Here is a 25,344-nt window from a genome sequence, read left to right as displayed (position 1 = left end):
TTAGAATGCGCCTTCTTTTGGTTTAGCAAACTCTACGGCAGGAATTTTAACGATAAAGGTTGTGCCTTCGTTTTCTTTAGTTTCAAAAAGAAGCTCGCCGCCGTGCTTTTGGACAATATCGTAACAAATCGAAAGTCCCAGCCCTGTGCCTTTGCCGACATCTTTGGTGGTGAAAAACGGCTCGAAAATTTTGGATTGGACGTGTTTGGGAATACCGCAGCCATTGTCGCTGATGCGAATCGTCGCCATATCGTTTTCCAATGCGGTCGAGATGTGAATTTTTTTGTCGGCTTTTTTTTCAACGGCGTGAATCGCGTTTTGAATCAAGTTCAAAAAGACCTGATTGAGCTGCGCAGGATAACAGTCGATTTGCGGCAAATGACCATAGTCGACGGTTACATTGATTTTTTCCTCTTTCAATACATGGGCAATCATGACCAAACTGTTTTTTAAGCCTTCGTGCAAATCGGCTTTTTTCATATCGGCTTCGTCTAAGCGCGAAAAATTTTTCATGCTGGCGACAAGTTTCGTCATTTGCTCTAAGCCTGCTGCAATACCCGAAAAGAGCCGCTCGGTGCGGCGCACGGTTTCCTCTAATTCCGACATCGAGCCGTTGGGCGAGTTGCGCACCGCTTGCAGACGTTCCAATGCTTCTTCAAACCGCTGTTCCGTCAAAAGATTGATGCCATCGAGCATCGCAGCATAAAGTTTGGCGACCGCATTGAAGCGTTCATGAATCAAATCGGCGTTGCTCGAGATATATCCAATCGGTGTATTGAGTTCGTGGGCAAGTCCCGCCGCCATTTGCCCAAGCGAGCGCATTTTTTCCGATTGTGTCAGATGCGCTTGGGTTTCCTGAATTTCAAGAAGGCGCGTGGCGAGTTCGTTGTTGAGCCGTTTCAGTTCTGCCTCGATACGTTTGCGCTCGGAAATATCGCGAATGAAAATGGACGCACCGAACAAATCGCCCTGAAAATCTTTAATGGGGTGAAAGGCGATTTCATAAAAACGAGCGCCCTTGCCGAGCATTTGGGCGTCCTCGAAGACAACCGTTTCGCCAGTGAGGGCGCGGTCGCAGTATCGCCCCCAGTTCTCGACGTCCTCCGGCTGAACAATAGAGAAAATCGACATGCCCACCGTCAGGTAAATTCCGAGGGATTGCTGCACAGCGCTGCGCGAGGCTTCATTCACAACAGTGATGTTATACTCTCGGTCGATGGCCAGAATCCAGTCGTCGGTGTTATTGATGAGTGCGGAAATCGCCGCTTCTTTTTGAACCAAATCCGCCTGAATGTGAAGCATCGTCTCTTCGCCTTCTTTTCGAGCGGTGACATCGCGGCTGATGATAACAACGCCCAGCACGTTTCCTGCCGCATCTCTAAACGGCGACTTTGTAACTTGATGCCATTTAAGCAATCCCGACGCGGGTTCAATAATGACCTCTTCGTGCGCTGGTATCGGCTTGCCCGACATCATCACATCGCGCTCCTCGCGCTCTTGCTTTTCGGCAAGGTCGACGGGAAAAAAATCATAATCCGTTTTTCCGATTGCCTCTTCTTTCGCCTTCAAACCCAGCATCGCCAGCATCGCTCGATTAAGCCACTGGTAACGGCCCGATGTGTCTTTAATGCACATCGGGTCGTGCATCTCGTCTGCCGCCGCGTAGAGCAGCAGTGCGGTGCTTGTAAGCGTCGTTGGGTGGGACGCGATTTCCATAAATTCTTGCATTGGCGTCATTTAAATCTGAAATTTACGACGCGACGTAAAGATTACCTAACCCCTTGACAAATTCGCCCGCGCGCCAGTGAGACCTCTGACAGAATCGCTTTTCTTTTTTTGACGAGAACGGCACGCTCGCTTGGCACTTCATCACCGACTTGCGCGAGTAGCAAACGCGCGTTGTTCGTCTAATTTTTTTTCGGAACTAAGAACTGTCGTCATAAAAAACTCTTTTCCAAGAAACTTCTGATATGTATTTGGTAGATTTGTAGGAAGTTACTTTTGTAAAGAGAAAAATCACAACCAACGATTTTTTTATTGCATTTTAACAATGTCCATCGCCGATTTACGCAAAGATTACCTCAAAGGCAGCCTTGACGAAAAAGACCTCAATGCCAACCCGTTCAAACAGTTTGAGACATGGTTTCAAGATGCCAGAGACGCGGGCATCGATGAACCCAATGCAATGACGCTTGCCACTGCGACGAAAGACGGCAAACCGTCGGCGCGCGTTGTCTTGCTCAAAGGATTTGACGAGCGCGGATTTGTTTTTTTTACCAACTACGAAAGCCGAAAAGGGCGGGAGTTGAGCGAAAATCCAAACGCTGCGCTGTGTTTTCATTGGCAGAAATTGGAGCGGCAAGTCAATATCGTGGGCAGCGTTGAAAAAATCAGCACGGAAGACTCGGAGGCGTATTTCAACAGTCGTCCGCTTGCAAGTCGGTATGGCGCATGGGCGTCGCGTCAGAGCGAGCCGCTTGAAAGCAAAACCGCACTGCTCGCGCGAGTAGCAGAGCTGGCATTGAAATACCCAATTGGCAATGTGCCGCTTCCGCCGTTCTGGGGAGGCTTTCGCGTTGTGCCTGACGAACTCCAATTTTGGCAAGGCCAGCCGTCGCGCCTGCACGACCGATTTAGATACCTGAAACAAACAAACGGCGTTTGGAAAATCGACCGCCTATCGCCGTGAAGAGCATAGGAAAAATGAAACCTCAGTTGGTTGTTCTCGGCACAGGCTTCGGCGCGGTCAGTCTCATCAAAAAAATCTCGCTGGCGCATTACGACGTTACAGTGGTCAGCCCACGCAATCATTTTCTGTTCTCGCCGCTGTTGCCCAGCACCACCGTCGGCACCATTGAGTTCCGCAGCATCATCGAGCCGATTCGCTTGGCTCGAAAAGGCATCACATATTTTCAAGCAACTGCCGTCGACCTCGATAAAATGTCTAAAACCGTGGTCTGCGAGCAAGTCGAGGACAAGCGCCGATTCAGCGTCAAATACGATAAGCTCATCATTTGCGTCGGTGCGGTCAATAACACGTTCGGCATTGAAGGTGTGTATGAACATGCGTTGTTTTTACGCGAACTCATTGACGCACGGCGGATACGAAATCGCATCATTGATAATTTTGAACGCGCTGCGCTACCAGCCCTCGATGAGCCAGAGCAGAAGCGATTGCTGCACACCGTCGTCGTTGGCGGCGGTCCGACGGGCGTCGAGTTCGCTGCCGAACTTGCAGACTTTATGAGCGATGAACTGACTGCGACCTTCCCCGCACAGATTCAGGCAGCCAACATTACTTTGGTTGAAGCAGGCAAACAAATTCTTAGCACGTTCGATGAAGGACTCGCCGATTACGCCATGAAGGTCTTTAAGCGACGGAACGTGACGGTGCTGACGAACACGACTGTCAAAAAAGTTACGGCGACTGCCGTCTTGCTCTCGAGCGGCCAAGAACTGCCGTGTGGCTTGGTGGTTTGGTCGACGGGCAACGGTGCGACGGCGTTTGTAAAGTCGCTCCCATTTGAGCGCGATAAAGCACAACGGTTGGTAACAGATGGATACTTGCGCGTTAAAAATGAATTGGACATCTTCGCGCTCGGTGATTGCGCGACCATTGAAAATTACACGCAGCCTGCAACTGCGCAGGTCGCGCAGCAAGCGGGCGCCTATTTGGCAACCCAGCTCAACGCCATGGCAAAGCGCGGGTCGCCCGAACCTGTCGGCGAAAAATTTAAACGCATCAACTTTGGAATGTTGGCTTATGTCGGCGATAACCGTGCGCTTGCTGAATTGCCTCAGGCAAAATCGAGCGGCATTGGCACTTGGCTCTTTTGGCGCTCGGCTTACCTAACAAAACTGATTAGCCTGAAAAACAAAGCGCTGGTGTTGTTCGATTGGACGAAGGCAATACTCTTTGGGCGCGACATCAGCCGATTTTAACCATCACTGCTGAAACATCGGCGAGCGCTGCGGCATAGGAATAAGAATTTCAAACGTGGTGCGCTCCAAACACGCAACCACCACTTCGTTGGCAAGCCACGCAAGGCGTGCGAAAGACACGTTCGGAAATGCCTGTCGATTCACTTGCTCCATCGGTCGGAACTTGACAATTTTCGAAGCCTGCCAAATCTCAGTTGCTGGTTCGTTCGCCGACTCAGATGATTTAGCGGTGAGGCGGCTCATCGTCATGGAAAGTTGAAAATTCTGCGTCGCTGGAATTCCAACTGCTTCAAATTCTTCCGACATAAAATTGACCGACACCGTCAAGTGTGGAATGCCCAAATCATCTGTGCCGCGAAAAGGGGTGTTGGCAGGCTTCGTGACCATATCGTATTTGGCGAGCAAGATGCCTTGACGACGAAAAAACTCGCCGACATATTGTTCCAGCCAAAGTCGCTCGTTTGCGGAAAGCGTGAAGGTGTTGAACGACAAAACCATCACGTTGCCGCGAATCAAGACGCGTTGTTGCGCGGTTTCCGCTCCGCCGCACCCGCTAAAAACAACCGTCGTTATCAAGGTCGACAAAAGGCAAAATCGTTGCATGGTCTTCTCATTTGGTGCTCACCGAGGCTCTTATACCAAAGTAATTAGAAGAGGAGTAGATTTTACAACGCTGTCACTCCGAGCGACGCGAGGCATCCATCTTTATGCTTGGATTCTTCATCCCGCTTTGCGGGATGGAGAATGACAACCCCTATCTTCTTCAAACTATATCCGTATTAGGCGCTACTTCACGCTCTCGATGCTGGCGCCTTTGGGCAAAATCGCGCGATACATTTTCAAGGCTTTCTGCGCCTCTTTGCGCGTTTTGAACTGTGCCGTGCGAACTGTGAAGCGTGGTTTTTTCTTAGTGCCGCGCCGTTTCAGAGACGCCGTAAATCCTTTCGTTTGGTAAAGTCCTAATGCCGCGTTGGCTTCTTTTTCAATTCGGGTGCGGCGCAGTGCAATCGTAAAGCCGCCTTTCTTTTCATCAATCGCTTTTTTGAACACATCGGGAAGCGGCGCCTCTGGCACAACTTTCGGCAACGGCACAAGGCGCGACGGCGGCACAACGCGCACTGTTACCTGCGCCGATAATGATCCAGTCGGGTTCGTCGCCGTCAAAATATAGCTCGTGGATTTCAGCGGCTTAATCGTGAATGAGCCTTGCGCAGCGACCTTGCCAATGTCGGGCTGAATGCTGATGTCATCAGCATCGACGACTGTCCAAACCAAGAGCGTTGTATCTCCCTCGACCAGTGCATTTTTGGCAGCGACAAAATTAATCGTTGGAAACGGTCGCTCCGTTGGGCGCATCGGTGCGCGTAGCTCATCGGGCGAAAGAACCTCGTCGGGCTTGATGACACGTATGCGCAAGCCTAACCCAAAGGCGAGATGCTGTGCCGAACTCGGCGAGAGAAATCCCAAGAGGTTTCGTGTGCTGACGTCAAACGCAGCATTAGGTGTATCGAATCCAAAGCCAAATGAAATTGAGGCGTTCTGATTTCCACCAAGCCGAACTCCTGCACGAACCGGAAGGTTTCTAAGACCGCGATATTCAACGCCGATACCAACAAGCGGCGACGTCGTATTGCCATAGCTACTGTTGAACCCTTGCACCCAATCGAGCGTGGCAACGAGCGGAATTTTATTGAACTTTTCCAAATCGACTGCCGCACCGAACCGCAGATGCGTTGGCAGCGCCAAATTGAAAGTGCCCGCCGTTTGTCCTGTTCCCTCAATGCCGCGCCGCAAGCTATCGACTTGATTTTGATTGACCGTGCCGTCAATCGGGTCTCGAAACCCCGTGAAACTGACGACTGTATCGGCGCGTCGGATAAAGGAATTCGCCGAGTAGCTGACCGAGCCGACATCGTTCAAGGCGAGTGCAAGCGTGATGCCTTCGCGCACATCTGCCGAGAGACCAAGGTCGAATCCAAATCCGCCGCCAGAGCTTTGCGGAAAGAAAATCGTTGTTACCTCTCGCGGTCCTGCGGTTTGCAATTGATACGACAATCGAGCAGCAAGGCTATCGCCCGATGCGGAATTAAAAATCGTCGAGGCGTTATCCAACTGCGCGACGGCGAAGCCTTGCACATATTTGAGCGTAATGCCAGCGAGGAAGTTTTTTATCGCAGGTGTCGGCAGTTTGATGTCGCGGGCGTAAGACGCGCCGTAGTATCGATGCCACCATGCGCGACCTTCCGAGCCATTGGAGGGAATAAGTTGTCCAAGCAAATTGGCGTTGCCATTGAGCGCAAGGTCAATGTAGGTTTTGTTGAGCTGCCCTTGCACGCCGGCGTAATCGCGTATAAAAAATCCAACCGAGCCGGCGGTTTCGGAAATGTGGTACGCTGCGCCGAGCCAAGTTGCACTGAAATTGACATTGGCTTGCAGCGCGTCGCCGAAGAGCGAGAGAATACCATTTTTGTCTTCTTGCGTCCATGTCGTTGTCGATTGTTGCGATGGCACGCTGCGGCTGTCTCTGCCGAAGTAACGGTTATAGGCGTTTATCGAGAATGCGTTGTTGTAGGCGGCAAGTCCTACTGGTGCAAGTCCAATAGTGAGTTTCAATGGGTGAAATTCTTTAGCGGCAAGTCGCGCGGGATTGACATCCAACGCTAAAAAGCCACCCATAAACGCGGCGCCGCTATTGCCCATCGCGTTGCTCACGCCGTTATCGACCGAGAGTTGCGCGCGTGCGTCGGTCTGAAAGCACGACATGAAAATGATCAGCAGGCAGGCAAGTTGGAGGCGTCGATGGTTCATCATTGTAAGTGTTAGACTTGCTTTTTGCGCCTAAATTGCGCCGTTAGGTTTTTTACGGGCGAACACCCAGTGCGGACGCCATCATACACAACACGTAGAGCAGCGTTCCAAAGGAGTTATACCAAATGGCGCGGTCTCGCGGGTTGTTGATAAGCAAACGTTGCATCGGAAATTGACACAGCAACAAACCCAGCGCGACGCTCGCCCAAAGCCACGAGGTTCTTGCCGCAAGAATAAGAATCGCCGTGAGTTGAGCTGCGTTCATCACGCTGACGGCAAGAATAGCCGCGTTCCGCTCGCCGAGTTGAACAGGAATAGATTTTACGCCGCGAATTTTATCGCCGACGACCGACTTAAAATCGTTCAGTGTCATAATCCCGTGCGCGCCAAGCGAAAAAATCACCGCCATAAAAATAGACTCCGTCGATGGCACGCCTTTCGTAAAGGCAAAGCTGCCTGTCAGCCACGCCACACCTTCGTAAGCTAACCCGACCACTAAGTTTCCAAACCAACCGTTGCCTTTAGCGCGAAACGGGGGGCCTGAATACAAGTGCGACATTAGCACGCTTGCAAACGAAATCGCCAGCACATACGGGTGAATCAGCCAAGAGACAACAAAAGCAATTAAAATAAGCCCAATGGTTACAATCCAACTTGCCGATTTTGAAATCAGACCAGCAGGAATCGGGCGGTCGGGTTCGTTGATGGCGTCGACATCGCGGTCGAAGTAATCGTTCATTGCTTGCGACATTGCACACATCAACGGGCCGGCGAGTATCAAGCCCGCCGTAAGCACGTCCCAATAGTCTATCAAACTTTTGCCGGTCGACACCGCGCCGCAAAGAAACGCCCACATCGGCGGAAACCACGTTACTGGTTTCATCAGGCGAGGAATTGCGCGAAGGCTAAGCCGGAATCCCGGTCGATTGACATTATCAATCGCGTTGAGAATTTGGCGTTTGCGGTCGTCGGAAAGCCCAGCACGTTGGAACTCAGCTTGAAGCGATTTCGTCGCCTCGTCGCCAAGCTCCGGGAGCGTCCCTAATGTTGATTCTATACTGCTCATCGATAGCTCGATAACGAAGTTCATTTGCTTGGTCGAAGTTAGCGCCTTTTCGCCCGTTTCGAAAATCTTGACATTAGGGTTGTTCAATGCCGAGCAGTTTAGTATTCTTACCAAATTTTTTTGCGCCGATTGTAACAAAATGAAATCAATTGTATCGCTCACAAAAAAAAAGTCGCGTGTCGGCATCGGTGTTCTTTCTGGCACGTCGCTCGATGGTATTGACGTCGGTATGGTTGAACTCTACGGGTCGGGTGAGCGCGGACGAGTAGCGCTGCGTGCGTTTGAGACCTATCCGATTCCGTCTGCAATTCGCGTCAAAATTCTCCGAAACTTCAATCCTGATGCGGCTCGACTGCCCGAGCTCTCGCAACTGCACTTTCTCATTGGCGCGCTCTTTGCAGACGCAGTTGAAAAATTTATGACGACGCATCGCGTCAAAAAACAAACGGTGGATTTTATTGCGTCGCACGGACAAACGTTTTGGCATAATCCAACACCCGAAAAAATCGGTGCATATAAAGTCTCTTCCACATTTCAACTCGGCGAAGGGTCAGTGCTGGCGAATCGCTTTTGCCTTCCGGTGATTTCAGATTTTCGCGCGTCGGAATTTTTCTTCGGTGGCGAGGGGGCGCCGCTTGCGCCATATCTGGATTTCCTCTTGTTTCGGCATGCCAAGCTAAACCGCGCGCTGCTCAACATCGGTGGCATCAGCAACATCACCGCGCTCCCAAAAGCCTGCAGAAAATCCGACGTCATTTTCTTCGACTGCGGTCCGGGCAATGTGCTGCTCGATAAAGCCGCGCAATTTTACTTCGGAAAACCGTTTGATAAAAACGGGCGCTTCGCCGCGCAGGGAAAAGCGTCCGAAAAAATTTTATCCCAGTTGCTCCGAGAAAAATATTACAGGGTTCCGCCGCCAAAATCGACTGGACGTGAGTTGTTCAGCGACGCATACTTTGAACGCATCGTGGAACTGTGTAAGCAAGAACAATTAAGCAGCGTCGATGTGATGGCAACATTGACGGAACTAACGGCTGAAACGATTGCGCGGCAGGCTGAAACATTCATTGCGCCGAAGTGTTTAATTGATGAACTGATTGTCGCGGGTGGCGGCGCGGAAAACCCGATGCTTATGGCGGGACTGACAAAAAAATTTCCATCTGCTCGCGTGATGAAGCAAGACGACCTGCCACTGGCCGCGATTCCCGCCAAAGCCAAAGAAGCGGTGCTCTTTGCCGTGTTGGGCAATGAATTTTTATCGGGACAGAGCGCGTCAATGACGACGCCCGCCGTGCTTGGAAAACTGTCGCTTCCGCCAACGATTTGAATGTATGTAACTCATCAACCAATATTATGAACGATTCGACCTCATCATGCCTCATCATCGGCGCAGGCGTAACGGGACTCATCGCCGCCAACATCTTGCAAGAACAGGGCGTAAAAGTAACGCTTCTCGATAAAGGGCGCGGCGTGGGCGGCAGGCTGGCGACGCGCCGCATTCAAAAAGGTGTCTTCGACCATGGCGCGCAATACTTTACGGTAACAAGCCCGCGCTTTTGGATATTCGTAGAAGAGTGGCTCAATGCCGGCGTGATTGCCGAATGGACGCGGGCATTTCCGACGTGTCAGGGTGTTTGGTCGGACGACCGAGAGCCGCGCTACTTAGGCGTCGGCGGAATGACCACGCTTGCCAAATACCTCGCCCGCGCGCTTGATGTTCGGCTTAATGAACGCGTTATCTCGCTTCGCGCCGAGAACTCTGGTTGGCAAATCAGAACTGAAGCTGGCCTGGTCTTCAATGCAGATGCGCTCATCCTAACGCCGCCCGTGCCGCAATCGCTGCAACTGATTCAAGCCTCCGAAATTTATTTGCCGCCCGACATCAAAGCCGCGCTCTCGTCTGTAACCTATCAACCGTGTCTGGGTGTTCTCGTGCTGGTGAGCGGCAAAAGCCGCGTGCCAAGCCCTGGCGGCGTGTGGTGCAACGACGAGTCCATTTTGTGGATTTCGGATAATCAACAAAAAGGCATTTCGCCCGACGCCGCTGCTTTGACGATTCATCTTTCGCCGTTGTTCAGCCAAGCCTTCTGGGAACGCAGCGACGACGAGGTGTTGGAAACGGTTTTGCCGATGGCAACGCCGTATCTCGGTGCGGAAATTATCCACGCTGAAGTCAAACGGTGGCGATACAGTTCGCCCGATTCGTTTATTTCTGAACCCAGTCTTGCCGTGTTAGAGCCAGCGCCAATAGCATTTGCAGGCGATGCTTTCGTCTCGCCGTGTATTGAAGGCGCAACACTCTCAGGGCTGGCGGTAGCAGAACAGATATGTGAAATGATGCGCATTTAGCCGACGGCATCTTGACTGGCACGGCGGAGACACCCCTGCCTACGGCATCTAAACAATGCAACTTGAACGACAAGAGACTTGCGGGTAGCTAAACGCGGTTAAACAATTTGCCGCTCGTGATGCGAGTGCATATTTCGCTTCTTCTCTTCATCTTTCATCAAAGACGATACGCACTCTTGACTGACAAACGAGAGCAGCCCAATCACAAAGGCAACAATCAACCCAATAATCACAAAAGTCATGTCTGTAACTGTTTTCTTTTCCGAGCTTGAGACTTGGTTAAATGGACAAGATGTTTCAGGGCAATCCTACGCGCCGACGTCGGTCAAGTTTCTCTTTATGCCCAAAAAGTTTCAGGAGTGAAGGATGGCAACGATTTTTTTTGCGTGATGATATGGTGAAAAAGTCGTTGTAAATTTTGGTTCTGCGCAAGTTTTGCCCTATCTTTGCGTCCCTTATTTCGAGGGCTAGTAGTTCGCCAGCATTTTCGGGGTGTAGCGCAGCTGGTAGCGCGCTTCGTTCGGGACGAAGAGGCCGTGAGTTCGAATCTCGCCACCCCGACCATCCATGAAAAGTCCCACTTCAACGGGGCTTTTTGCTTTTTATCATCTGTTCCACCGCTGCTGTTCTGTCAACCCAACACCAAACTTGATTTGAAAAACTGAACTTGAATTTAGGTGTGTCGCTTCGCATGACGCCAAACCCCTGTTAGACGTATTTTTATGTAGGATTTTTAAATCAGATTTTTTTTCGAGTCAAATATAGTATTAAACAAATCCAAGTTATTACAGATGTTATAACGATGCCTATTTTTTCAAGAATTGCACAATTAACATCCATTAAAATATTAAAGGTTAAGTGAACAGCTGAAACAAATAATAGTGAAGAGGTTGCTTCTGATATTTTTAATAAACCCCATGCCCCTGCCAGTAGTGAGAAATAATGGATTAAATGTATTTGTATAGTAATATTTGGATTTAGGAAGTTTAGATGCCAGATATACCATAAAGTTCCGATAGTAAAAATCCTAACGGGTAATTTTATTGGTTTAAGTGCTTGTTGCAAATAACCTCTCCATCCATACTCCTCAAATAATGCGTAAATTATCAAGGTAAATCCAGTTGTGAATCCGAAAAAATGAGTATTGATATTCTCTTTGTTTTCTACACCAACGACTGCTAAACCTATCAATATCGGAGATATTGATAAAAAACTAATTATGTCTTTTTCTCCTAAAAAGGTAATTTCCTTTTTTACTTTACTATTGATGATATAGAATACTACAAGATATCCAATGAATGGTCCAATCCCTCTGAATGCTCTGAAAAAAACGTTTAACCCATAAGGTAAGGAAATAAGGTCTTCAAATGAAATCAATCCTAATCTAAACGGCGCTGACGATAATACAGCAATTGTATAAAATACAGAAATTTCAGTCCAGTTGATTTGGTTGATGGAAAGGCTCATTTTTTATTTTTCAAAGATGATTGGTAATTATGTATTTGGTTGGTTTTGATTCTTAAAAATGCACCTAACGTTTTCAGGCTTTGCGTTCGGGCGGGGATTTTTAGCACCGAAACTTAATATAATGTTTGCCTTAGCACAAATGCCTAATAAAATTACAAATTTTATTTCTTTCAGTCTCATTTACAGCGATTTATCGCTGCTTGAATTGGCAGACACTGTACTGTCCCGTAACTACAGTAAACACAACAATCGCCTAATTTTGGCTTTAAAACTTTCTTGCACTTCTCGCACTCGTAAAAATACTGGCAAGCATTTGTCGGTATTGTTTCTGCTTTCTTATGTCCGCAGTTGGGGCAAGTTATTGTTGATTGTGGTATTATAGTCATTTTACTTCTTTCTTGTCGGTTACTGAATAGCCTGTTTTCGCAATGGCTTTTTCTATTCCTTGAATGTCGGTTTTAGTCTGGTCAAACACCACAATGGCGTTTCTGGTCTTGTATGAGACAGTCGTGCTAATTATTCCTGTCAACTTATTTACTTCGTGGCTTACGTGTTCTTCACAACCGGAACAACTCATCCCGCTAATTGTAAATTCCGCTGTCTGAATGTTTTCTTGTTTTGTTATGATTGTTCGGCTCTCTGTCTTCGAGATAAAGATATGTGCATAGGTCGGAAACGCAAGCATAAGTGCCGCAAAAACTGTTACGATACCTAAAAATGTTTTTGTCTGAACAAATGGTGTTTTTTCTTTCATGTCGCAGTTGCAGTCCATTGGTTGTTGCGGTTTGAGTTTTTCATACCATGCAACGCCAAGCACCAAAACAGTCAAGCCAATTAAATACGGTCTTAATGGGTCAAGCCACGAAAAAGTCGAAGCAAGTCCACTTGTCCCCGCCAACAAAGCCAAAATAGGTGTAATACAGCAAAGTGAAGCCGAAATTGCTGTCAAAAGTCCAAGTCCTGCAAGTTTATTTTTTGATTTCATTGTCTATCGTCTGGTCGTTTATTGGTGTCTTTTGAGTTACCGCATAACGTTTTGCGGCTTGGCGCAGGCGGGGCTTTTTAGCACTATACTTTGTCCGAAGAACTGCACTTGAACCTACCACAAAACTGTCATACGAAGCACTAAACCCGCCATTACGCCAAACCGTTGTTATGCCTTCGTTGTATTTTTTGTCCGTTTTCATAGTGCTGTCCATATAAGTTGAAGTCCTGAAATGATGAGCAAAATTTCAACGAGTAAAATAAATTTCTCTCGGCTCAATTTTTCAATTATTTTCTTTCCGGTCCAGCTACCCAAAATCATTGCTACGCCAATAAAAAGTCCATAGTATAGTTCGGTCTGTCCGATTAGTGAATATTTGTTGTAAACGATTGTCTTGGTCAGGTGCATTGTCAATGCAGTAAATGCTTCACTTGCTATGTATGCGGTCGCTGTCAAGTTAAGCCCGAGGAAAAAAGCAGCACCAAGTGGTCCAGCACTTCCAGCAAGTCCTGATAGAAAACCTGTCAGTCCGCCACCAAGCAACATTCCTTTGTCGCCAAGTTCTATTTTTTTAATTTTTGTCCTGCGATAAACAACCAACAGAATTAGAAAAATTCCAATGCCAATTTTGATTTTGTTGCTGTCAATGTCGGTGAATAAGTAACTTCCTAAAATTGTCAATGGAATTGCGGTCAGCAGAAAGAAAACAATTGGTTTCCATTTGAGTTCGTGTCTGCCGAACCAAACCCTTGAAGCGTTACCGAAAATTTGTCCGATTGTCAAAATGGGGACGGCTGCTTTTATTCCAACCATTCCTGTCAAAGCGGGAAGCAAAACTAATGCACCACCAAAACCTGCTGCTCCCGAAATTGTCGCTGCAAGAAATGAAATTGCAAATAATATGATTAGTTCTGTCGTCAAGTTTTCTTTGTCATTTTTTACAGTTGTTTGTCGGTCTGCACGGTCGTCCTACAATGAGGCATAACGGAAAAGCATTGGCGAAGGTGGGGAATAGAAAGCACCTAATTTCACCATAGTCAAATGTACCTAAAAAGTACTAAACCAACAATTTAGCACCTCAGCCCCGCTTTTGCTAATGCCCTGTTGGGTGATGTTCTACTTTTCTACTTCAATACTAAAGTTAAAATTACCAAACGGTTTTGCGCCATACTTAAAATGTTTCCATTTTTGTTCGTAACCTACTTTGTACCAGCTATTTGCCTTTTGATGTTGAGAAGAAAAAACGGGTGCAAATTGAAATAATACCGTTTTATTTTCTTCTGAATATGGAATAAATTTCTTTCCTTCATTATAGCCTATAAACTCAGCACTTATATATGCTCCTTGTTTGGGCAAATATATCTGTTCATCTTCAATGTTAAAAACCACAACTTTATCACTTTCTGATAATGTTTTAATAATATTTTTTTTTATTAAATTACTTAAGTTATAATTTGTTACTGCTAAATCATTATAAATATTTAGACGTACTAAAACATCCTTATTAGAAATACGTCTCCCTTTTTCGCTATCATCAAACCTAATTTTCGAGAAACTAAACTTAACTTTACGAATGATAACATCTTCATTATAAGGATTTTCAATGAAAAGAGCAACCTCTTTTACAGCTGTAAAAACACCATCTCTTTTATTACTTACATTACCAAGCCAGCTAACTGTAGTTCTATTTTTTTTTGAAGTAACGGTAATTTCTTTTAAAATTTCAACAGACACATTAAGCCCAATTGTATCTTTTAATTGATCCCCAAGCAGTTGCATTTGCTGATAGCCTACACAAGAAACAATTACTGTGTCAGAATCTTTACACATCAATTCAAAATATCCAAACTCATTTCCACAAGTTCCAAAAGAAGTTCCTTTTACAGTAAAATTTGCAAAAGAAATCACTTGTTTTGTATTTTCATCAACCACAACCCCTTTTTTCACTGTTGTTTGGGCTATAAGAGATGAATGAGCAAAAGCAAAATAAACCAAAAAATTTAAAACTTGGAGTTTAAAAAAAGCTCCAAGTTTTATAATTTGTTTTAGCAACAAGGGCGACATCTTACTTCTGAATCAACTTTTATCCACAAAACGTAATAGTTGAAACGTTCACATATAGTGCCGTCTTCATAAGCAGCAACAATGACTGGTTCTTTTTCCCAGCCCCAGAATTTTGCATATGCTTTTGTTGGGGTAGCTATTGTTACAAGGCAAATAATAATTGCCATTAACAATACTTTGTTCTTTTTTTTCATTTTTTTGATTTTGTTAAGGTTTCACCTACTCTATTTTGGTTTTTCGGTTTCCACCAATATTTATTGATTTATAGTTATAAATATCACCCAACTATCTAATATACGCAATCAGCGCATATCCTTACGGCAATAATAAGCATTGATATGCTTTTAAACAAATTAGGTTTAAAAACACTTTAACTATTTGATGAACAGATAGTTGAAGCGGCTGACAATACAAAATGCGCATTGCGGCAATACAGCCTGCGCAATAGCAATATGAATTGCGCCAATCCAACCGACAATACAAAATGCGAAACAAAAATTCCCCCTTACATCTCCAACATTTGCAGGCGAATCAGATTGCTGTAGGTGCCGGCGTCGTCGTTGAGCAGTTCTTCGTGGGTGCCTTGTTCTGTGATTTGACCTTTGTCAATCACATAAATTCTATCCACTTTTTTAATCGTTGCCAGTCGGTGGGCGATGATGAGGGTGGTGCGGTCTTTCATCAGGGTTTCCAGCGCTTCCTGTACTAAGTGTTCCGATTCGGCATCTAATGAGCTTGTCGCTTCGTCCAGAACTAAAATGGCAGGATCTTTCAAGATAGCGCGGGCGATGGCGATGCGTTGCCGCTGTCCGCCGGAAAGTTTCACGCCGCGCTCACCGACAACCGTATTGAGTCCTTCGGGGAAACCCTGAATGAAGTTCCAAGCATTGGCTTTGCGGGCAGCTTCTATAATTTCCGCATCCGATGCGTTGGGTTTGCCGTAGGCGATATTTTCGCGGATGGTGCCGCCAAAGAGAATTACCTCCTGCGGCACAATGCCGATATTTGCGCGATAGGCAAGCAAATCGTAATTGCTAATCGGCTGATTATCAACTGTAATTTGCCCACTTTGCGGTTCGTAAAAACGCAACAGCAACTGCACAATGGTAGATTTACCCGCGCCGCTGTGCCCTACCAGCGCTACTTTTTCACCTGCGCTGACGTGAAAAGACAAATCGTTCAGCACGGTTACATCTTCGCGGGTCGGGTAGCGGAAAACGACGTTTTGGTAGGCAATATCTCCTTTCAGGCGGAGCATAGCGGCAATCTCTTTTTTTGTTGTTAGCATAGATTGTTCGCCTTGCATATCGAGAATTTCGCGGACGCGCTCCGAAGCGCCCACAGCGCGTTGCAACTGCCCGTAGATGTCGCCCAGCCCGCCAATGCTGCCGCCAATGAACATGGTGTAAATGACAAAAGAGGTCAGGTCGCCGATGGTGATTTCGCCTGTGGCAACCAGTCCTGCGCCGTACCAAAGCACCGCCACAATGCCGCCAAAGAGCGCCAGAATGATAAACGACACAAAAGCGCCACGGTAACGCGCCGCATGGAGCGCCGTTGCAATCACTTTTTGCAGCGAGCTATGGTAGCGGTTCACTTCGTATGCCTCGTTGGTGTACGCCTTTACCATGCTGATGGATTGCAGCGTTTCTTCTACTATTACGTTTGCTTTTGCCAGTTCGTCTTGCGTTTGCTTAGACATTTTGCGGATGCGCTTGCCAAAGAGCAAACCCGAAATCACCAGCACGGGAATCACTCCCAACATAAAGAGCGTCAGTTTGGGCGTATGCCAGAAGAGCACCCCCAAGCCGATAATCAGCACGCAGAACTGACGGAAAAACTCAGCCAACGTGATGGAAAATGTATCTTGCAAAAGAGCAATATCTGCCGTGATGCGGCTCATCAGTTCGCCTGTCCTTTGGCTGTCAAAAAAGCGCATGGGCAGGGTCATCAGTTTTTCATACAGGCTTCGGCGAATATCTGCCATGCTGCGCTCGCTTACGCGGCTAAAAAAATAGACGCGCAAAAATGAAAAAACAGCCTGTACGATGAGTACACCCATCAACGCTAAGGCAATTACATCAATACTTTGCAACATTATAGGCGCATTACCTGTAGCAGCATCTACTAATTTGCCCGTCAGGAAAGGGAAAGCCAGCACCACTGTACTGGAAAAAAACAGGAAAAACATCCCTGCAAAAAAATTCCCGCGATAGGGATACATGAAGCGGTAAATGCCCACCAGATGTTTGAGCGTATTTTTATTAATTTTACCTTTTTCGCGTTCAGGGAGTTCTTTGCGTGCCATTATGAATAAAGTACCGTTTTAGAGCTACAAAGTAAAACTAAAATGAAGCGAATCCTTCCCGATTATTTGTATAAATCCGCGCAAAATGACAATATTGCCTTGCCGAGTAAATGTAACATACGCTTTAGCGTGTGCGGTTCATTGCTGCACGCTGCCCTTGCTTGTGTCTTCACAAGCAACAGGAGGTTGTTCGTGTGGACACGAACAACGGCGATTGTAAACGTAACATACGCTTTAGCGTGTGCGGTTCATTGCTGCACGTCGCCGTTGCTTGTATCCTCACAAGCAACAGGAAGTTGTTCGTGCGGACACGAACAACGGCGATTGGGTACGATACGATAAATGTTGATTTGCTTAAATACTTACGATAAACCTCAGAATTTTCCAGAGTTATGCAAACAGGCGCACCTGAATTTGTTTTAGGGATAGATATTGGCGGTACGTTTACCAAATACGGATTTGTGAACCATCAGGGCGACTGCGTGGGTGAAAACAGCATTCCAACACATGCCGATGAGCCTTTCAGCCACTTTTTGGCGCGATTGGTGCAAGCCGTAGAAGAAAGCCGTCGAGAGTTGGGCTATGAGATTACGCTTCGCGGCATCGGCATGGGCGCTCCCAATGCCAACTATTATACCGGGCGCATTGAAAAACCTGCCAATCTAAGCTGGGGCGATGTGGACGTGGTCGGACAGCTCGGCAAATACTACAAAGGCATTCCGATTGTGATTACCAACGATGCCAACGCGGCAGCCATCGGCGAGATGAAGTTTGGTGCAGCGAAAAACATGCGCGATTTCGTCATGATTACGCTCGGTACAGGGCTGGGCAGCGGTCTGGTTGCCAACGGACAACTCATTTACGGACACGACGGCTTTGCAGGCGAACTGGGGCACATCATTGTAGAGCCCAACGGCAGAATGCACATCAATGGCAGGCGCGGCGCACTGGAAACATACGTTTCGGCAACGGGCATCAAGCGCACCGTGTTCCACCTACTGGCAGAATATCCCGACGAAAGCGAACTGCGCCATTTGAGTTTTCACGAAATGACGGGCGAACATATCACGGCAGCCGCACGGCGCGGCGACAAAATCGCGCTGGAAGCCTATGAATACACAGGGCGCGTGCTGGGCATCAAACTTGCCGATACAGTAGCCTATACCAGCCCCGAAGCGATTATTTTCTTCGGCGGCCCTACCAAAGCGGGCGACCTGCTGCTCAATCCCATTAGAAAGCACATGGAAGCTAACCTCTTTCCAATTTATCGCAACAAGGTCAAACTGATCATTTCCGAACTGGAAGGACGCAATGCGGCAGTGCTCGGGGCAAGTGCACTGGCGTGGAAAGAAATTGACCGAATGTGATATTATTTTCTACTTTCTGCTGATGAGCCTGTCAATATGATGTGCTCGGGCAGATCGAGCAACTGCGGGACAGTAACAAATTCATAGCCCTTTTCGCGCAGCCCCTTAATGATGGCGGGCAGCGCAAATACCGTACGCTTTTTGCGTCCACCGGCGCTGTGCAGCAGGATGATTGCGCCCGGATGTGCGTATTTCAGTACTCGTTCAGCAATAGCTTTGGAAGTATTTTCTTTGGTATTTTCCCAGTCCTGACTATCCACCGACCAGTTGGCGATGCGAATATTGCGGGCGGCGCACCATTCAATCTGCTCGTCGCTGACAGCGCCGAAAGGGGCACGTAACCACAGCGGCTGCCTGCCCGTGGCGCGGCTGATGGTTGCCTGACAATTCAGAATCTCCGCCTGCCATTCGTGCGTGGGCAGTTCGCGCAGGTTGCGGTGGCTTTGCCCGTGCATCCCAATACTGTGTCCGGCGGCGGCAATGCGCTGCAATACCTTTTCCCATTTGCCGATGCTGTCGCCTGTAACGTAAAAAGTTGCCTTGATTTTTTCTTTGGCGAGAATTTGCAGGATTTGTTGTGTGTATAGACTGTCGGGGCCATCGTCAAAAGTGATAGCCAGTGTTTTCTTTTCAGTGATTTTTTCAAGAAAATAACTATCAGGATAGTGTATTGCCTGCCGCTGTACCTCGCGGGCAAAGGCTTTCATTTTGTCCGAGGCAAACTGATTGCGCAGCGATGGGCGCGGTGTAGCGGCATTAAAAGCACACAAGAGTAGGGTTAAGGGCACAACAGACAGGGTTTTCATCAAGTTTTTACCCTTGATACCGCTGAGAAGGGAAAGGTTTCTTGTACAATAGGAATTTACATATCTATTAAATTAGTCGATTGTGTAGGTACGCTCTTTTTCGATTAGCCGCCAAATGATATTTCTGTGTACATACATTATTATTTGCTATGGCATTGGATATCAGAAGCACCTGAGGTATATGAATCGCTGAGCGCAAACTGCGAGCAATAAAATTTTGTTATGGATGTACAGATGAAGTGAAATTGTTATGCTGCAATTATTACTGCGTTTATGGATCGGGGGATTGCTGTTGATTGCTGCAACGGGCTGTCGTACAACGGCAGTGCCTTTGGATGAGCAGTCACTGTTTTTGCGCAACGTTTACCTGATGAATCCTAAGGCGAAGTCTGTTACGATTCCCTTTCGCTTGGCAAATAACCTGATGATTATTCCTGTTTCGATCAATAGATCCGATAGCCTTCGTTTCATTGTTGATACAGGTGTCAAAACGCCAATCATCACAGCGCTTAATGTAGGCGACTCAATGCAGTTTGTCAATGCCCGAAAAATCAAAATACGCGGTCTGGGGGCAGGCGAAGATCTGGAGGCTTTGCTTTCCTATGGCAATCTTTTCAGTTTTACACCGCAATTGACAGGTTACAACCACGACGTGCTGATTCTTTTACAAGATGTTTTCATGTTGTCTAAAAAATTAGGCATGTATGTCAACGGGATCATTGGCTATGATTTTTTCAAAGATTTCATCGTAGAAATTGACTACGAAACGCGTAAATTAACACTGTACGATCCAAATCGTTATCGCAAAAAACTGCGCGGTTATTCGATGCCGATTGACATTGAAGAAGGCAAGCCCTATATCGAGTGCTATGTGCATCAAACCGACGGTAAGCGCGTAAAGGTGCGCTTGCTGATTGACACAGGGGCAAGCAGCGCTGTTTCGCTGGATGTTTTTTCCAATCCCGAACTCAGCTATCCGCGCCATTATATAGAAGCCTACCTTGGGCAGGGGCTTAGTGGCGATATCCACGGCAAACTGGGGCGCATCGAGGCGCTGGAGATAGGCAAATACAGACTTTCCGACGTAACAGCAGCCTATCCCGATTCGACATCGCTGGGGATGTTTGCAGGCAGCAAACAGCGCAACGGACAGTTGGGGGCAGAGGTGCTCAAGCGCTTCCGCGTTTTTATGGATTACAGCGGCGGCAGAATTTATCTGAAGCCCAATTCTTTCTTCAAGGAGCCTTTCAACTACAATCTGAGTGGGATGGAAGTGATTACACCGATTCCCGGCTTGCCTTTGTTTACGATTGCGGAAGTCAGCCCCGACTCACCTGCGGCTGAGGCTGGTTTGCAGCCCGGCGATGAGATCTTGAACATTAACAAGCGCAGTGCATTCTCGTTGCGACTTACCGAAATTATGGCCTTGTTTCAAAGTAAACCGGGGCGTAAGATCAGTATTAGCGTGCGACGCGGCGACCAGACAATTACTACACAACTTGTATTGCGCAAACCGATTTAATACTTGCTATAGCGCTTTTCACCTGCTTTAACGGCGAGTGGCAAACGATTTTGCGGCGGAGGTAGTGGACATGTGGCAAACTCGGTAAAGGCGCAGGGTGGGTTGATGGCTTTGTTGAAATCCAAAATGGTGTAGCCCGTGCTGTCGGGTTTATCCGCATACAAGAAACGACCGGCTGCATAAGTATGCTGCTTGTTGGTTTCGTCGGCAAATGGGATGAAGAGTTTTTCGCCGCTTTCTACGGCATCCAGACGATAGCTTGTGCCTTGCCAATCGAATACGAGTGTACCCGGGGATGGTTGCTGACTAACCTGACCCAGTATGTCGGTAATGGAGATCAGTTTATCTGCCGTAGCAGGCTCCAAACGCGCGCGTATGCGCCATCTGCGATCAATATCATACATTGGGATGCCCGTGAATCGTTTCAATGCAAGGTGTTCAAGGTCGCGCAGGCGAACGCCGTATCTATTGCCTCGTCGGATAATGAACCAGCGCAGCGATTTATGTGCCAGTACAACGGGCTGTTGTTGATCAACAAAAATCAATGTATCCTTTACAGGGATGCTGTCTGCCGTAACTTCGGCTCTGGGTGCTGCTACAAAGCGCACACTACCATTGGAAAGGATCAGCGTACCAAGTTTTGCAGTTGCTTTGTCCGCAGGAAATACAATATCGTTGCGGCTGTCGCTGCCAAAACTATTTTCACCTTCGCGCAGCCAGAAAAGCCCTACCAGATTGAGCCAGCCGTCGTCTTTCATCAGGGCTGCTTTGCGTTCTTCGTGCCACTGTCGTATTTCTTCTGCGTAGTCCTGTGTCGTGCTTTCATTGGCTTGTTTGTCGGCAGTGCAGCCAACCGCACAGCAAAGCGCTGCACACCAGACAATAACGACTGAAGTTTTCATGGGAAAAATAAAAATATCTCTGTGTTCCACAAACGCAGCAAATCGCATCTAAATTGTACAGGAAGGCACTTTTACTTTGCCAGCAGCACCTTCCATGCAGCATCAATCAGGTTTGCGTCCAGTAGAGTAGCTGCCAGATGGTGTCCGCTCAGGTGTGCCAAATTCTCAGGAATTTGCACAGCGGCAAGGCTTTCGGCATCGGGCAGTTGTTCGGTATTGCCCAATTTGCCTAAGTGATTGCCTGTCAGCACAGGGCTGAGACGGATGGCTTCGGGCAGGCTATCTACGCCGATACCTTTGCGGGCTACCGGCTTGGCTACTTCAAAAAGCGCATCGCCATTGGCACGGCAGTACCAGTCGCCACCCATGCGCGATACCAGATCCAGTTTGAAAGGGTTTAGCTGCCCTTTTTCATCGAAGATATCCTCGCGGAAATGTGCCAGTACAATCTCACAAACGATCAGGTTTCCCGCACCTCCTTCGGTACCCAGCGGAATGATGCGGCGTACTTTGCACTCGTACTGCACAGGCGACTCCAGCACGCGCGGCGGGCGTACCACCTCCGATGGCTGCTCGGTCAGCCCTGCTTTGATAAACTCATTTACGCCGCGTTCGTATTCGGTACTGGCGAGGGACATCTGTTCTACAATATCATGGCTGACGATATTGATAACTACTTCGGGAATTTCATAGACATTTTCTAAGGTATGTTTGGTCGTATTGTCGCGCACGCGGCGTGCAGGGGAAAAAATAAGGATTGGAGGGTTGGAACTGAAGCAATTAAAAAAACTATAGGGGCTGAGGTTGACCTGTCCGCTGCGGCTGATAGTGCTTGCAAAGGCAATGGGGCGAGGGCCAATGCTGCCCAGCATCAAGGCATGGAGCTGTGTGGTAGGAATGTCAGCAGGGCGAATAGTTTTCATGTATCAAAAGGCTGTTTGAAGGGTGAAAGACAGGCAAATTTAACCGAAGGTATCCGATATTCTGCTTACTTTTGTTCAGCCAATAACTCGAAAAGACACGTGAAAACCAATTATCTGCTTTTTACGGCAATCGCCTTAATACTGCTGTTTGTCATTTTCTATTCTTTCAGCGACTTACAGATGAACGACCGCTACGTAGCAGGTATTCAGGAAGAGCGCGAAGAGAAGGACAAATTCTTCAGAGAGGACGATGAGTCGCCGATCGAGCCTGCCCTACGCAAGAAGTTCAAGGGGCTGAGTTATTTTCCGGTTGATGCTTCCTACCGCCTGACTGCCGACCTGACGCTGATACCTGCAACCGATACCGCATCTTTGCTGCTCAAAACTACTACGGGCGAAGATCGCCTGATGCGTCGCTATGGAATTGCGCGCTTTCGTCTCAATGGCAGCGAGCACCGATTAACACTTTTTATCAGCAGCGAGTCCCCGCAGATTCTGTTTGTTCCTTTCAATGACCCGACCAACGGCGAGGAGACCTATGAAACGGGACGTTACATGGATATACCCCTGCCTAAGGGCAGACGCGACCAGATTGTAATAGATTTTAATACGGCATATAACCCGTATTGTGCCTACACAGACAACTACAGTTGTCCAATTCCACCACCCGAAAATCGGCTACAAATTCCGATCAGGGCAGGCGAAACCAATTACAAGGGGAAATAGGCGTTATTTTTGTTCGCTACGGTCTGAACATCCCAATATTACCTAACATGAGACATCTATACTTTTGGCTTACATTTTTACTGCCCGCGATGGCATTTGCACAGGAATCCAGAATGCTGGAAGATGGTGAAACGATGGATTACAATGGCTTGCGCGTGGGCTATCGGATCACTAATATTTCTACCCGCGAAGTAGGCGGCGAGGTACACAACCGCTACACCATTACTGCTTTTGTAACCAATTTCAGCCCTTGCGAAATAGGTATACGCCTGACGGGCAACGAACGCCCCGGCTTTATCAACGATCAGATGTTGCGGCTGGCAAGTTTCGACTGCATCAATGCGACCGGCGCCCGTTTGACTACGCGCAGCATAGATATTACGCTTCGCAATGATCCGGTTTTCTTTGTGCATCGCTACCAAGTGCGCCTGCCTGATGGAAAGGTAGATAATAAGACAGACAACGTGATTGTAGGCTACATGCTAGAGCGCAACCGCACCCGTGAAAATAACTTTATCGTGATTGTGCCGCGCGGCGAGAAGCCCCAAATTCGCGTAACGATATTTCCATTTTTCAACTGATATTTCACTTACTTAACCCTGCATGAAAAGGGGGCTGCCTGCGTTTGCGGACAGCCCCTTGTTTTGATTCGTTATCGAAGGACGAACATCTTCGGATATTCAAGGATCAGGTAGTTGAGCGTTGCCTTGATCGCATCGTTGAGGTCTGTGCCTTTGGGTTTGATGAAACTTTCAAACTGCTGCTGTGGGATAAGCGTCTTAGCGCTGCTGCTAAATCGGGACAGGTTGCCCGCTGTCTCAAATTGCAAGCTGTTACTTTCTGCACTGCCTATGCTGCGCAATTTGTCGGTTTTTGAGGTTTGCCACATATAGCCTTTATTTTCTGCGGCGGGTATTTCTATGGTGCGCGTGCCTGTGCTGTCTTCTTGTACGACCACCTCGCTGTTGAGTACTAGGTTGGACGCGTTGTTCACAACGGCAAACATTTGCATTTTGTACTTGCTCGAGTTGCGGCTGCGCATGACTTTGTAGAAATAATACGTATCGCCGCGCTGCACGCCGCCTGTGAACCAGTAGCGGCTGTCGTTAATCAGTTGAAAATAGCGCTTTTTGCCTTCGGGATTGATCCAGTTTTCAGTTTCTACTAAGCGTTTCATCGCCTCTATATCTTCCATATACGGGTGTTCGCCGAAAATATCTATCAGAATTTTCTCGCGTAACTGGCTGAGCAGTACGGTCTTCTTACCGGTGGCAAAATCTTTGCGAGCCAAAAGCTGGTAGTAATAGTTGCGCCCTTCGTTGAGCGAAGCAAACTTGTGTTCGCTGATATATTTGCGCACTTCGATAGTATTTTGATCGTCTGCCACAGGCCCCGGCAAACCACCCATGCCCGAAGCAGCAAGGTTGATTTGTCCAAGCTCTATCATGCCGACGAGTTCTTCCTGTCCGACCTTGTCGAAGGCTTCGCGACGGGCTTTCATATATTGGCCATTTGCAGGATCAATTTCTGAAAGCGTTACATAGTCTGCCAATGCGCTGGCATAGTTGCCTGCCTGCATGTGCATAACTGCCCGCTGATTGAGCAGTTTCTCCTTGTCGTTTTTTATTTCTTTGATCGAATTATTTTCCAGCAGGATAGCTGCATCCAGATCTTCGAGGGCTGCTTTCATATTGCCCAGCGCCCGGTAAGCCTCCGATCTGCCGATGTACAGGTTCGGATCGTTAGGCGTAATTTCGATGGCTTTGGTGTAGTCTGCAATAGCGCTGTTGTAGTCGTTGATGGCTGCGAATGCCTGAGCACGCAACTTGTAAGCAGCCAAGTGGTCAGCATGGCGACTGATGACTTTACCTAACAAGGTAATGCTCTGCGTATAGTTTGCATTGTTGAAGGCATTTTCTGCGTTGATAAAGTCTTTTTCGATGCGTTTTTGTGCTTGTGTAAAGTTAGCAATACTGCCAAACAATAGTACTATCAGGGATAAAAAAAGGCGTTGGCTATTTTTTTTCATGGGTTAGGTAGGTTTTGTGTACATGAGTAGTAAAGCAATTCAGATGCCTTTAAGCATGGTTTTTGCGAAAATTACAGTAA

General features: G+C 47.6%; 25 protein-coding genes and 1 tRNA gene. 9 read left to right on the top strand and 17 right to left on the bottom strand.

Annotated elements, in window-relative coordinates; all coding sequences use genetic code 11:
• Complete coding sequence (locus tag ACWIP2_RS10940; RefSeq protein WP_448519968.1) at positions 1 to 1,737, bottom strand: PAS domain-containing sensor histidine kinase; 1,737 nt, start codon at positions 1,735 to 1,737, stop codon at positions 1 to 3.
• Positions 1,738 to 2,050: 313 nt separating this feature from the next.
• Here ACWIP2_RS10940 and pdxH point away from each other — a divergent pair, with 313 nt between their 5' ends.
• Both pdxH and ACWIP2_RS10930 read left to right on the top strand, forming a co-directional pair.
• On the top strand, positions 2,051 to 2,689 hold the full coding sequence (gene pdxH, locus ACWIP2_RS10935) for a pyridoxamine 5'-phosphate oxidase (RefSeq protein ID WP_448519967.1): 639 nt from the start codon (positions 2,051 to 2,053) through the stop codon (positions 2,687 to 2,689).
• The gene (locus tag ACWIP2_RS10930; protein ID WP_448519966.1) at positions 2,662 to 3,942 is read left to right on the top strand and encodes an FAD-dependent oxidoreductase; all 1,281 of its coding nucleotides are present in this window, start codon (positions 2,662 to 2,664) and stop codon (positions 3,940 to 3,942) included. Before pdxH ends, ACWIP2_RS10930 begins: the two co-directional genes overlap by 28 nt.
• A 3-nt stretch (positions 3,943 to 3,945) precedes the next feature.
• Here the strand turns inward: ACWIP2_RS10930 and ACWIP2_RS10925 are convergent, their stop codons facing one another.
• From ACWIP2_RS10925 to chlG, 3 genes are all read right to left on the bottom strand, one after another.
• Positions 3,946 to 4,545, bottom strand: coding sequence for a hypothetical protein (locus ACWIP2_RS10925; protein WP_448519965.1), 600 nt, complete (start codon positions 4,543 to 4,545; stop codon positions 3,946 to 3,948).
• A 183-nt stretch (positions 4,546 to 4,728) separates the two neighbouring features.
• Entirely contained in the window at positions 4,729 to 6,750 is a 2,022-nt protein-coding gene (locus tag ACWIP2_RS10920; RefSeq protein ID WP_448519964.1) for a DUF5723 family protein, read from the bottom strand.
• A gap of 52 nt (positions 6,751 to 6,802) precedes the next feature.
• A complete protein-coding gene (gene chlG, locus ACWIP2_RS10915; protein WP_448519963.1) occupies positions 6,803 to 7,978 on the bottom strand; it encodes a chlorophyll synthase ChlG in 1,176 nt (391 codons plus the stop codon).
• Here chlG and ACWIP2_RS10910 point away from each other — a divergent pair.
• Both ACWIP2_RS10910 and ACWIP2_RS10905 read left to right on the top strand, forming a co-directional pair.
• Positions 7,956 to 9,143 carry an anhydro-N-acetylmuramic acid kinase gene (locus ACWIP2_RS10910; protein WP_448519962.1) on the top strand — a complete coding sequence of 396 codons (1,188 nt, stop codon included), beginning with the start codon at positions 7,956 to 7,958 and terminating at the stop codon, positions 9,141 to 9,143. The genes chlG and ACWIP2_RS10910 overlap by 23 nt on opposite strands.
• A gap of 26 nt (positions 9,144 to 9,169) precedes the next feature.
• Positions 9,170 to 10,165: an NAD(P)/FAD-dependent oxidoreductase gene (locus tag ACWIP2_RS10905; RefSeq protein WP_448519961.1), complete on the top strand. Its 996-nt coding sequence runs from the start codon at positions 9,170 to 9,172 to the stop codon at positions 10,163 to 10,165.
• A gap of 98 nt (positions 10,166 to 10,263) precedes the next feature.
• Here the strand turns inward: ACWIP2_RS10905 and ACWIP2_RS10900 are convergent, their stop codons facing one another.
• Positions 10,264 to 10,407, bottom strand: a complete 144-nt coding sequence (locus ACWIP2_RS10900; protein ID WP_448519960.1) for a hypothetical protein — start codon at positions 10,405 to 10,407, stop codon at positions 10,264 to 10,266.
• A 246-nt stretch (positions 10,408 to 10,653) separates the two neighbouring features.
• Here ACWIP2_RS10900 and ACWIP2_RS10895 point away from each other — a divergent pair.
• Positions 10,654 to 10,729 (top strand) — tRNA-Pro (locus tag ACWIP2_RS10895).
• A 174-nt stretch (positions 10,730 to 10,903) separates the two neighbouring features.
• Here the strand turns inward: ACWIP2_RS10895 and ACWIP2_RS10890 are convergent.
• From ACWIP2_RS10890 to ACWIP2_RS10855, 8 genes are all read right to left on the bottom strand, one after another.
• Positions 10,904 to 11,632, bottom strand: coding sequence for a CPBP family glutamic-type intramembrane protease (locus tag ACWIP2_RS10890; protein ID WP_448519959.1), 729 nt, complete (start codon positions 11,630 to 11,632; stop codon positions 10,904 to 10,906).
• 176 nt (positions 11,633 to 11,808) lie between these two features.
• On the bottom strand, positions 11,809 to 12,018 hold the full coding sequence (locus ACWIP2_RS10885; RefSeq protein ID WP_448519958.1) for a GDCCVxC domain-containing (seleno)protein: 210 nt from the start codon (positions 12,016 to 12,018) through the stop codon (positions 11,809 to 11,811).
• Positions 12,015 to 12,617, bottom strand: coding sequence for a mercuric transport protein MerTP (gene merTP / locus ACWIP2_RS10880; protein ID WP_448519957.1), 603 nt, complete (start codon positions 12,615 to 12,617; stop codon positions 12,015 to 12,017). The genes ACWIP2_RS10885 and merTP overlap by 4 nt, the downstream gene beginning before the upstream one ends.
• Positions 12,601 to 12,819, bottom strand: a complete 219-nt coding sequence (locus ACWIP2_RS10875) for a hypothetical protein (RefSeq protein WP_448519956.1) — start codon at positions 12,817 to 12,819, stop codon at positions 12,601 to 12,603. The genes merTP and ACWIP2_RS10875 overlap by 17 nt, the downstream gene beginning before the upstream one ends.
• Positions 12,816 to 13,538, bottom strand: coding sequence for a sulfite exporter TauE/SafE family protein (locus ACWIP2_RS10870; protein ID WP_448519955.1), 723 nt, complete (start codon positions 13,536 to 13,538; stop codon positions 12,816 to 12,818). Before ACWIP2_RS10870 ends, ACWIP2_RS10875 begins: the two co-directional genes overlap by 4 nt.
• A 195-nt stretch (positions 13,539 to 13,733) precedes the next feature.
• Positions 13,734 to 14,681 (bottom strand): carboxypeptidase-like regulatory domain-containing protein, encoded by a 948-nt coding sequence (locus ACWIP2_RS10865; protein ID WP_448519954.1) that lies wholly within the window; start codon positions 14,679 to 14,681, stop codon positions 13,734 to 13,736.
• A complete protein-coding gene (locus ACWIP2_RS10860) occupies positions 14,663 to 14,875 on the bottom strand; it encodes a hypothetical protein (RefSeq protein WP_448519953.1) in 213 nt (70 codons plus the stop codon). Before ACWIP2_RS10860 ends, ACWIP2_RS10865 begins: the two co-directional genes overlap by 19 nt.
• Before the next feature lie 311 nt (positions 14,876 to 15,186).
• Positions 15,187 to 16,989: an ABC transporter ATP-binding protein gene (locus ACWIP2_RS10855; RefSeq protein WP_448519952.1), complete on the bottom strand. Its 1,803-nt coding sequence runs from the start codon at positions 16,987 to 16,989 to the stop codon at positions 15,187 to 15,189.
• Positions 16,990 to 17,381: 392 nt separating this feature from the next.
• Between ACWIP2_RS10855 and ACWIP2_RS10850 the strand changes: the two genes are divergently transcribed.
• Positions 17,382 to 18,356, top strand: a complete 975-nt coding sequence (locus ACWIP2_RS10850; RefSeq protein ID WP_448519951.1) for an ROK family protein — start codon at positions 17,382 to 17,384, stop codon at positions 18,354 to 18,356.
• Positions 18,357 to 18,358: 2 nt separating this feature from the next.
• Here ACWIP2_RS10850 and ACWIP2_RS10845 read toward each other — a convergent pair whose 3' ends face one another.
• Positions 18,359 to 19,162 (bottom strand): polysaccharide deacetylase family protein, encoded by an 804-nt coding sequence (locus tag ACWIP2_RS10845; RefSeq protein ID WP_448519950.1) that lies wholly within the window; start codon positions 19,160 to 19,162, stop codon positions 18,359 to 18,361.
• 250 nt (positions 19,163 to 19,412) lie between these two features.
• Here ACWIP2_RS10845 and ACWIP2_RS10840 point away from each other — a divergent pair, with 250 nt between their 5' ends.
• Positions 19,413 to 20,684: an aspartyl protease family protein gene (locus ACWIP2_RS10840; RefSeq protein WP_448519949.1), complete on the top strand. Its 1,272-nt coding sequence runs from the start codon at positions 19,413 to 19,415 to the stop codon at positions 20,682 to 20,684.
• Here the strand turns inward: ACWIP2_RS10840 and ACWIP2_RS10835 are convergent.
• Complete coding sequence (locus ACWIP2_RS10835) at positions 20,681 to 21,586, bottom strand: DUF1684 domain-containing protein (RefSeq protein ID WP_448519948.1); 906 nt, start codon at positions 21,584 to 21,586, stop codon at positions 20,681 to 20,683. The genes ACWIP2_RS10840 and ACWIP2_RS10835 overlap by 4 nt on opposite strands.
• Before the next feature lie 71 nt (positions 21,587 to 21,657).
• On the bottom strand, positions 21,658 to 22,509 hold the full coding sequence (locus ACWIP2_RS10830) for a flavin reductase family protein (protein ID WP_448519947.1): 852 nt from the start codon (positions 22,507 to 22,509) through the stop codon (positions 21,658 to 21,660).
• Positions 22,510 to 22,608: 99 nt separating this feature from the next.
• Between ACWIP2_RS10830 and ACWIP2_RS10825 the strand changes: the two genes are divergently transcribed.
• Both ACWIP2_RS10825 and ACWIP2_RS10820 read left to right on the top strand, forming a co-directional pair.
• Positions 22,609 to 23,235: a DUF1684 domain-containing protein gene (locus tag ACWIP2_RS10825; protein WP_448519946.1), complete on the top strand. Its 627-nt coding sequence runs from the start codon at positions 22,609 to 22,611 to the stop codon at positions 23,233 to 23,235.
• A gap of 47 nt (positions 23,236 to 23,282) precedes the next feature.
• Positions 23,283 to 23,816, top strand: coding sequence for an ABC transporter permease (locus ACWIP2_RS10820; protein ID WP_448519945.1), 534 nt, complete (start codon positions 23,283 to 23,285; stop codon positions 23,814 to 23,816).
• Positions 23,817 to 23,887: 71 nt separating this feature from the next.
• On the opposite strand, the gene ACWIP2_RS10815 is transcribed toward ACWIP2_RS10820, so the two are convergent.
• Positions 23,888 to 25,264 (bottom strand): tetratricopeptide repeat protein, encoded by a 1,377-nt coding sequence (locus ACWIP2_RS10815; RefSeq protein ID WP_448519944.1) that lies wholly within the window; start codon positions 25,262 to 25,264, stop codon positions 23,888 to 23,890.
• Between the last annotated feature and the right edge of the window lie 80 nt (positions 25,265 to 25,344).

The sequence above is a fragment of the Rhodoflexus sp. genome (assembly GCF_053489755.1).
The sequence above is the reverse complement of the archived record's forward strand: the minus strand, read 5'-3'. Positions and strand labels throughout refer to the sequence as shown.

Bases quoted from the DNA above. Each gene is read 5' to 3' on its own strand.
- ACWIP2_RS10860 (WP_448519953.1), bottom strand. From the start codon at position 14,875: ATGAAAAAAAAGAACAAAGTATTGTTAATGGCAATTATTATTTGCCTT.
- ACWIP2_RS10900 (WP_448519960.1), bottom strand. From the start codon at position 10,407: ATGACTTTTGTGATTATTGGGTTGATTGTTGCCTTTGTGATTGGGCTG.
- ACWIP2_RS10890 (WP_448519959.1), bottom strand. From the start codon at position 11,632: ATGAGCCTTTCCATCAACCAAATCAACTGGACTGAAATTTCTGTATTT.
- ACWIP2_RS10835 (WP_448519948.1), bottom strand. From the start codon at position 21,586: ATGAAAACTTCAGTCGTTATTGTCTGGTGTGCAGCGCTTTGCTGTGCG.
- ACWIP2_RS10830 (WP_448519947.1), bottom strand. From the start codon at position 22,509: ATGAAAACTATTCGCCCTGCTGACATTCCTACCACACAGCTCCATGCC.
- ACWIP2_RS10920 (WP_448519964.1), bottom strand. From the start codon at position 6,750: ATGAACCATCGACGCCTCCAACTTGCCTGCCTGCTGATCATTTTCATG.
- ACWIP2_RS10910 (WP_448519962.1), top strand. From the start codon at position 7,956: ATGAAATCAATTGTATCGCTCACAAAAAAAAAGTCGCGTGTCGGCATC.
- ACWIP2_RS10875 (WP_448519956.1), bottom strand. From the start codon at position 12,819: ATGAAAACGGACAAAAAATACAACGAAGGCATAACAACGGTTTGGCGT.
- ACWIP2_RS10820 (WP_448519945.1), top strand. From the start codon at position 23,283: ATGAGACATCTATACTTTTGGCTTACATTTTTACTGCCCGCGATGGCA.
- ACWIP2_RS10940 (WP_448519968.1), bottom strand. From the start codon at position 1,737: ATGACGCCAATGCAAGAATTTATGGAAATCGCGTCCCACCCAACGACG.
- merTP (WP_448519957.1), bottom strand. From the start codon at position 12,617: ATGAAATCAAAAAATAAACTTGCAGGACTTGGACTTTTGACAGCAATT.
- ACWIP2_RS10885 (WP_448519958.1), bottom strand. From the start codon at position 12,018: ATGACTATAATACCACAATCAACAATAACTTGCCCCAACTGCGGACAT.
- ACWIP2_RS10845 (WP_448519950.1), bottom strand. From the start codon at position 19,162: ATGAAAACCCTGTCTGTTGTGCCCTTAACCCTACTCTTGTGTGCTTTT.
- ACWIP2_RS10865 (WP_448519954.1), bottom strand. From the start codon at position 14,681: ATGTCGCCCTTGTTGCTAAAACAAATTATAAAACTTGGAGCTTTTTTT.
- ACWIP2_RS10925 (WP_448519965.1), bottom strand. From the start codon at position 4,545: ATGCAACGATTTTGCCTTTTGTCGACCTTGATAACGACGGTTGTTTTT.
- ACWIP2_RS10855 (WP_448519952.1), bottom strand. From the start codon at position 16,989: ATGGCACGCAAAGAACTCCCTGAACGCGAAAAAGGTAAAATTAATAAA.
- ACWIP2_RS10905 (WP_448519961.1), top strand. From the start codon at position 9,170: ATGAACGATTCGACCTCATCATGCCTCATCATCGGCGCAGGCGTAACG.
- ACWIP2_RS10850 (WP_448519951.1), top strand. From the start codon at position 17,382: ATGCAAACAGGCGCACCTGAATTTGTTTTAGGGATAGATATTGGCGGT.
- ACWIP2_RS10815 (WP_448519944.1), bottom strand. From the start codon at position 25,264: ATGAAAAAAAATAGCCAACGCCTTTTTTTATCCCTGATAGTACTATTG.
- ACWIP2_RS10840 (WP_448519949.1), top strand. From the start codon at position 19,413: ATGCTGCAATTATTACTGCGTTTATGGATCGGGGGATTGCTGTTGATT.
- pdxH (WP_448519967.1), top strand. From the start codon at position 2,051: ATGTCCATCGCCGATTTACGCAAAGATTACCTCAAAGGCAGCCTTGAC.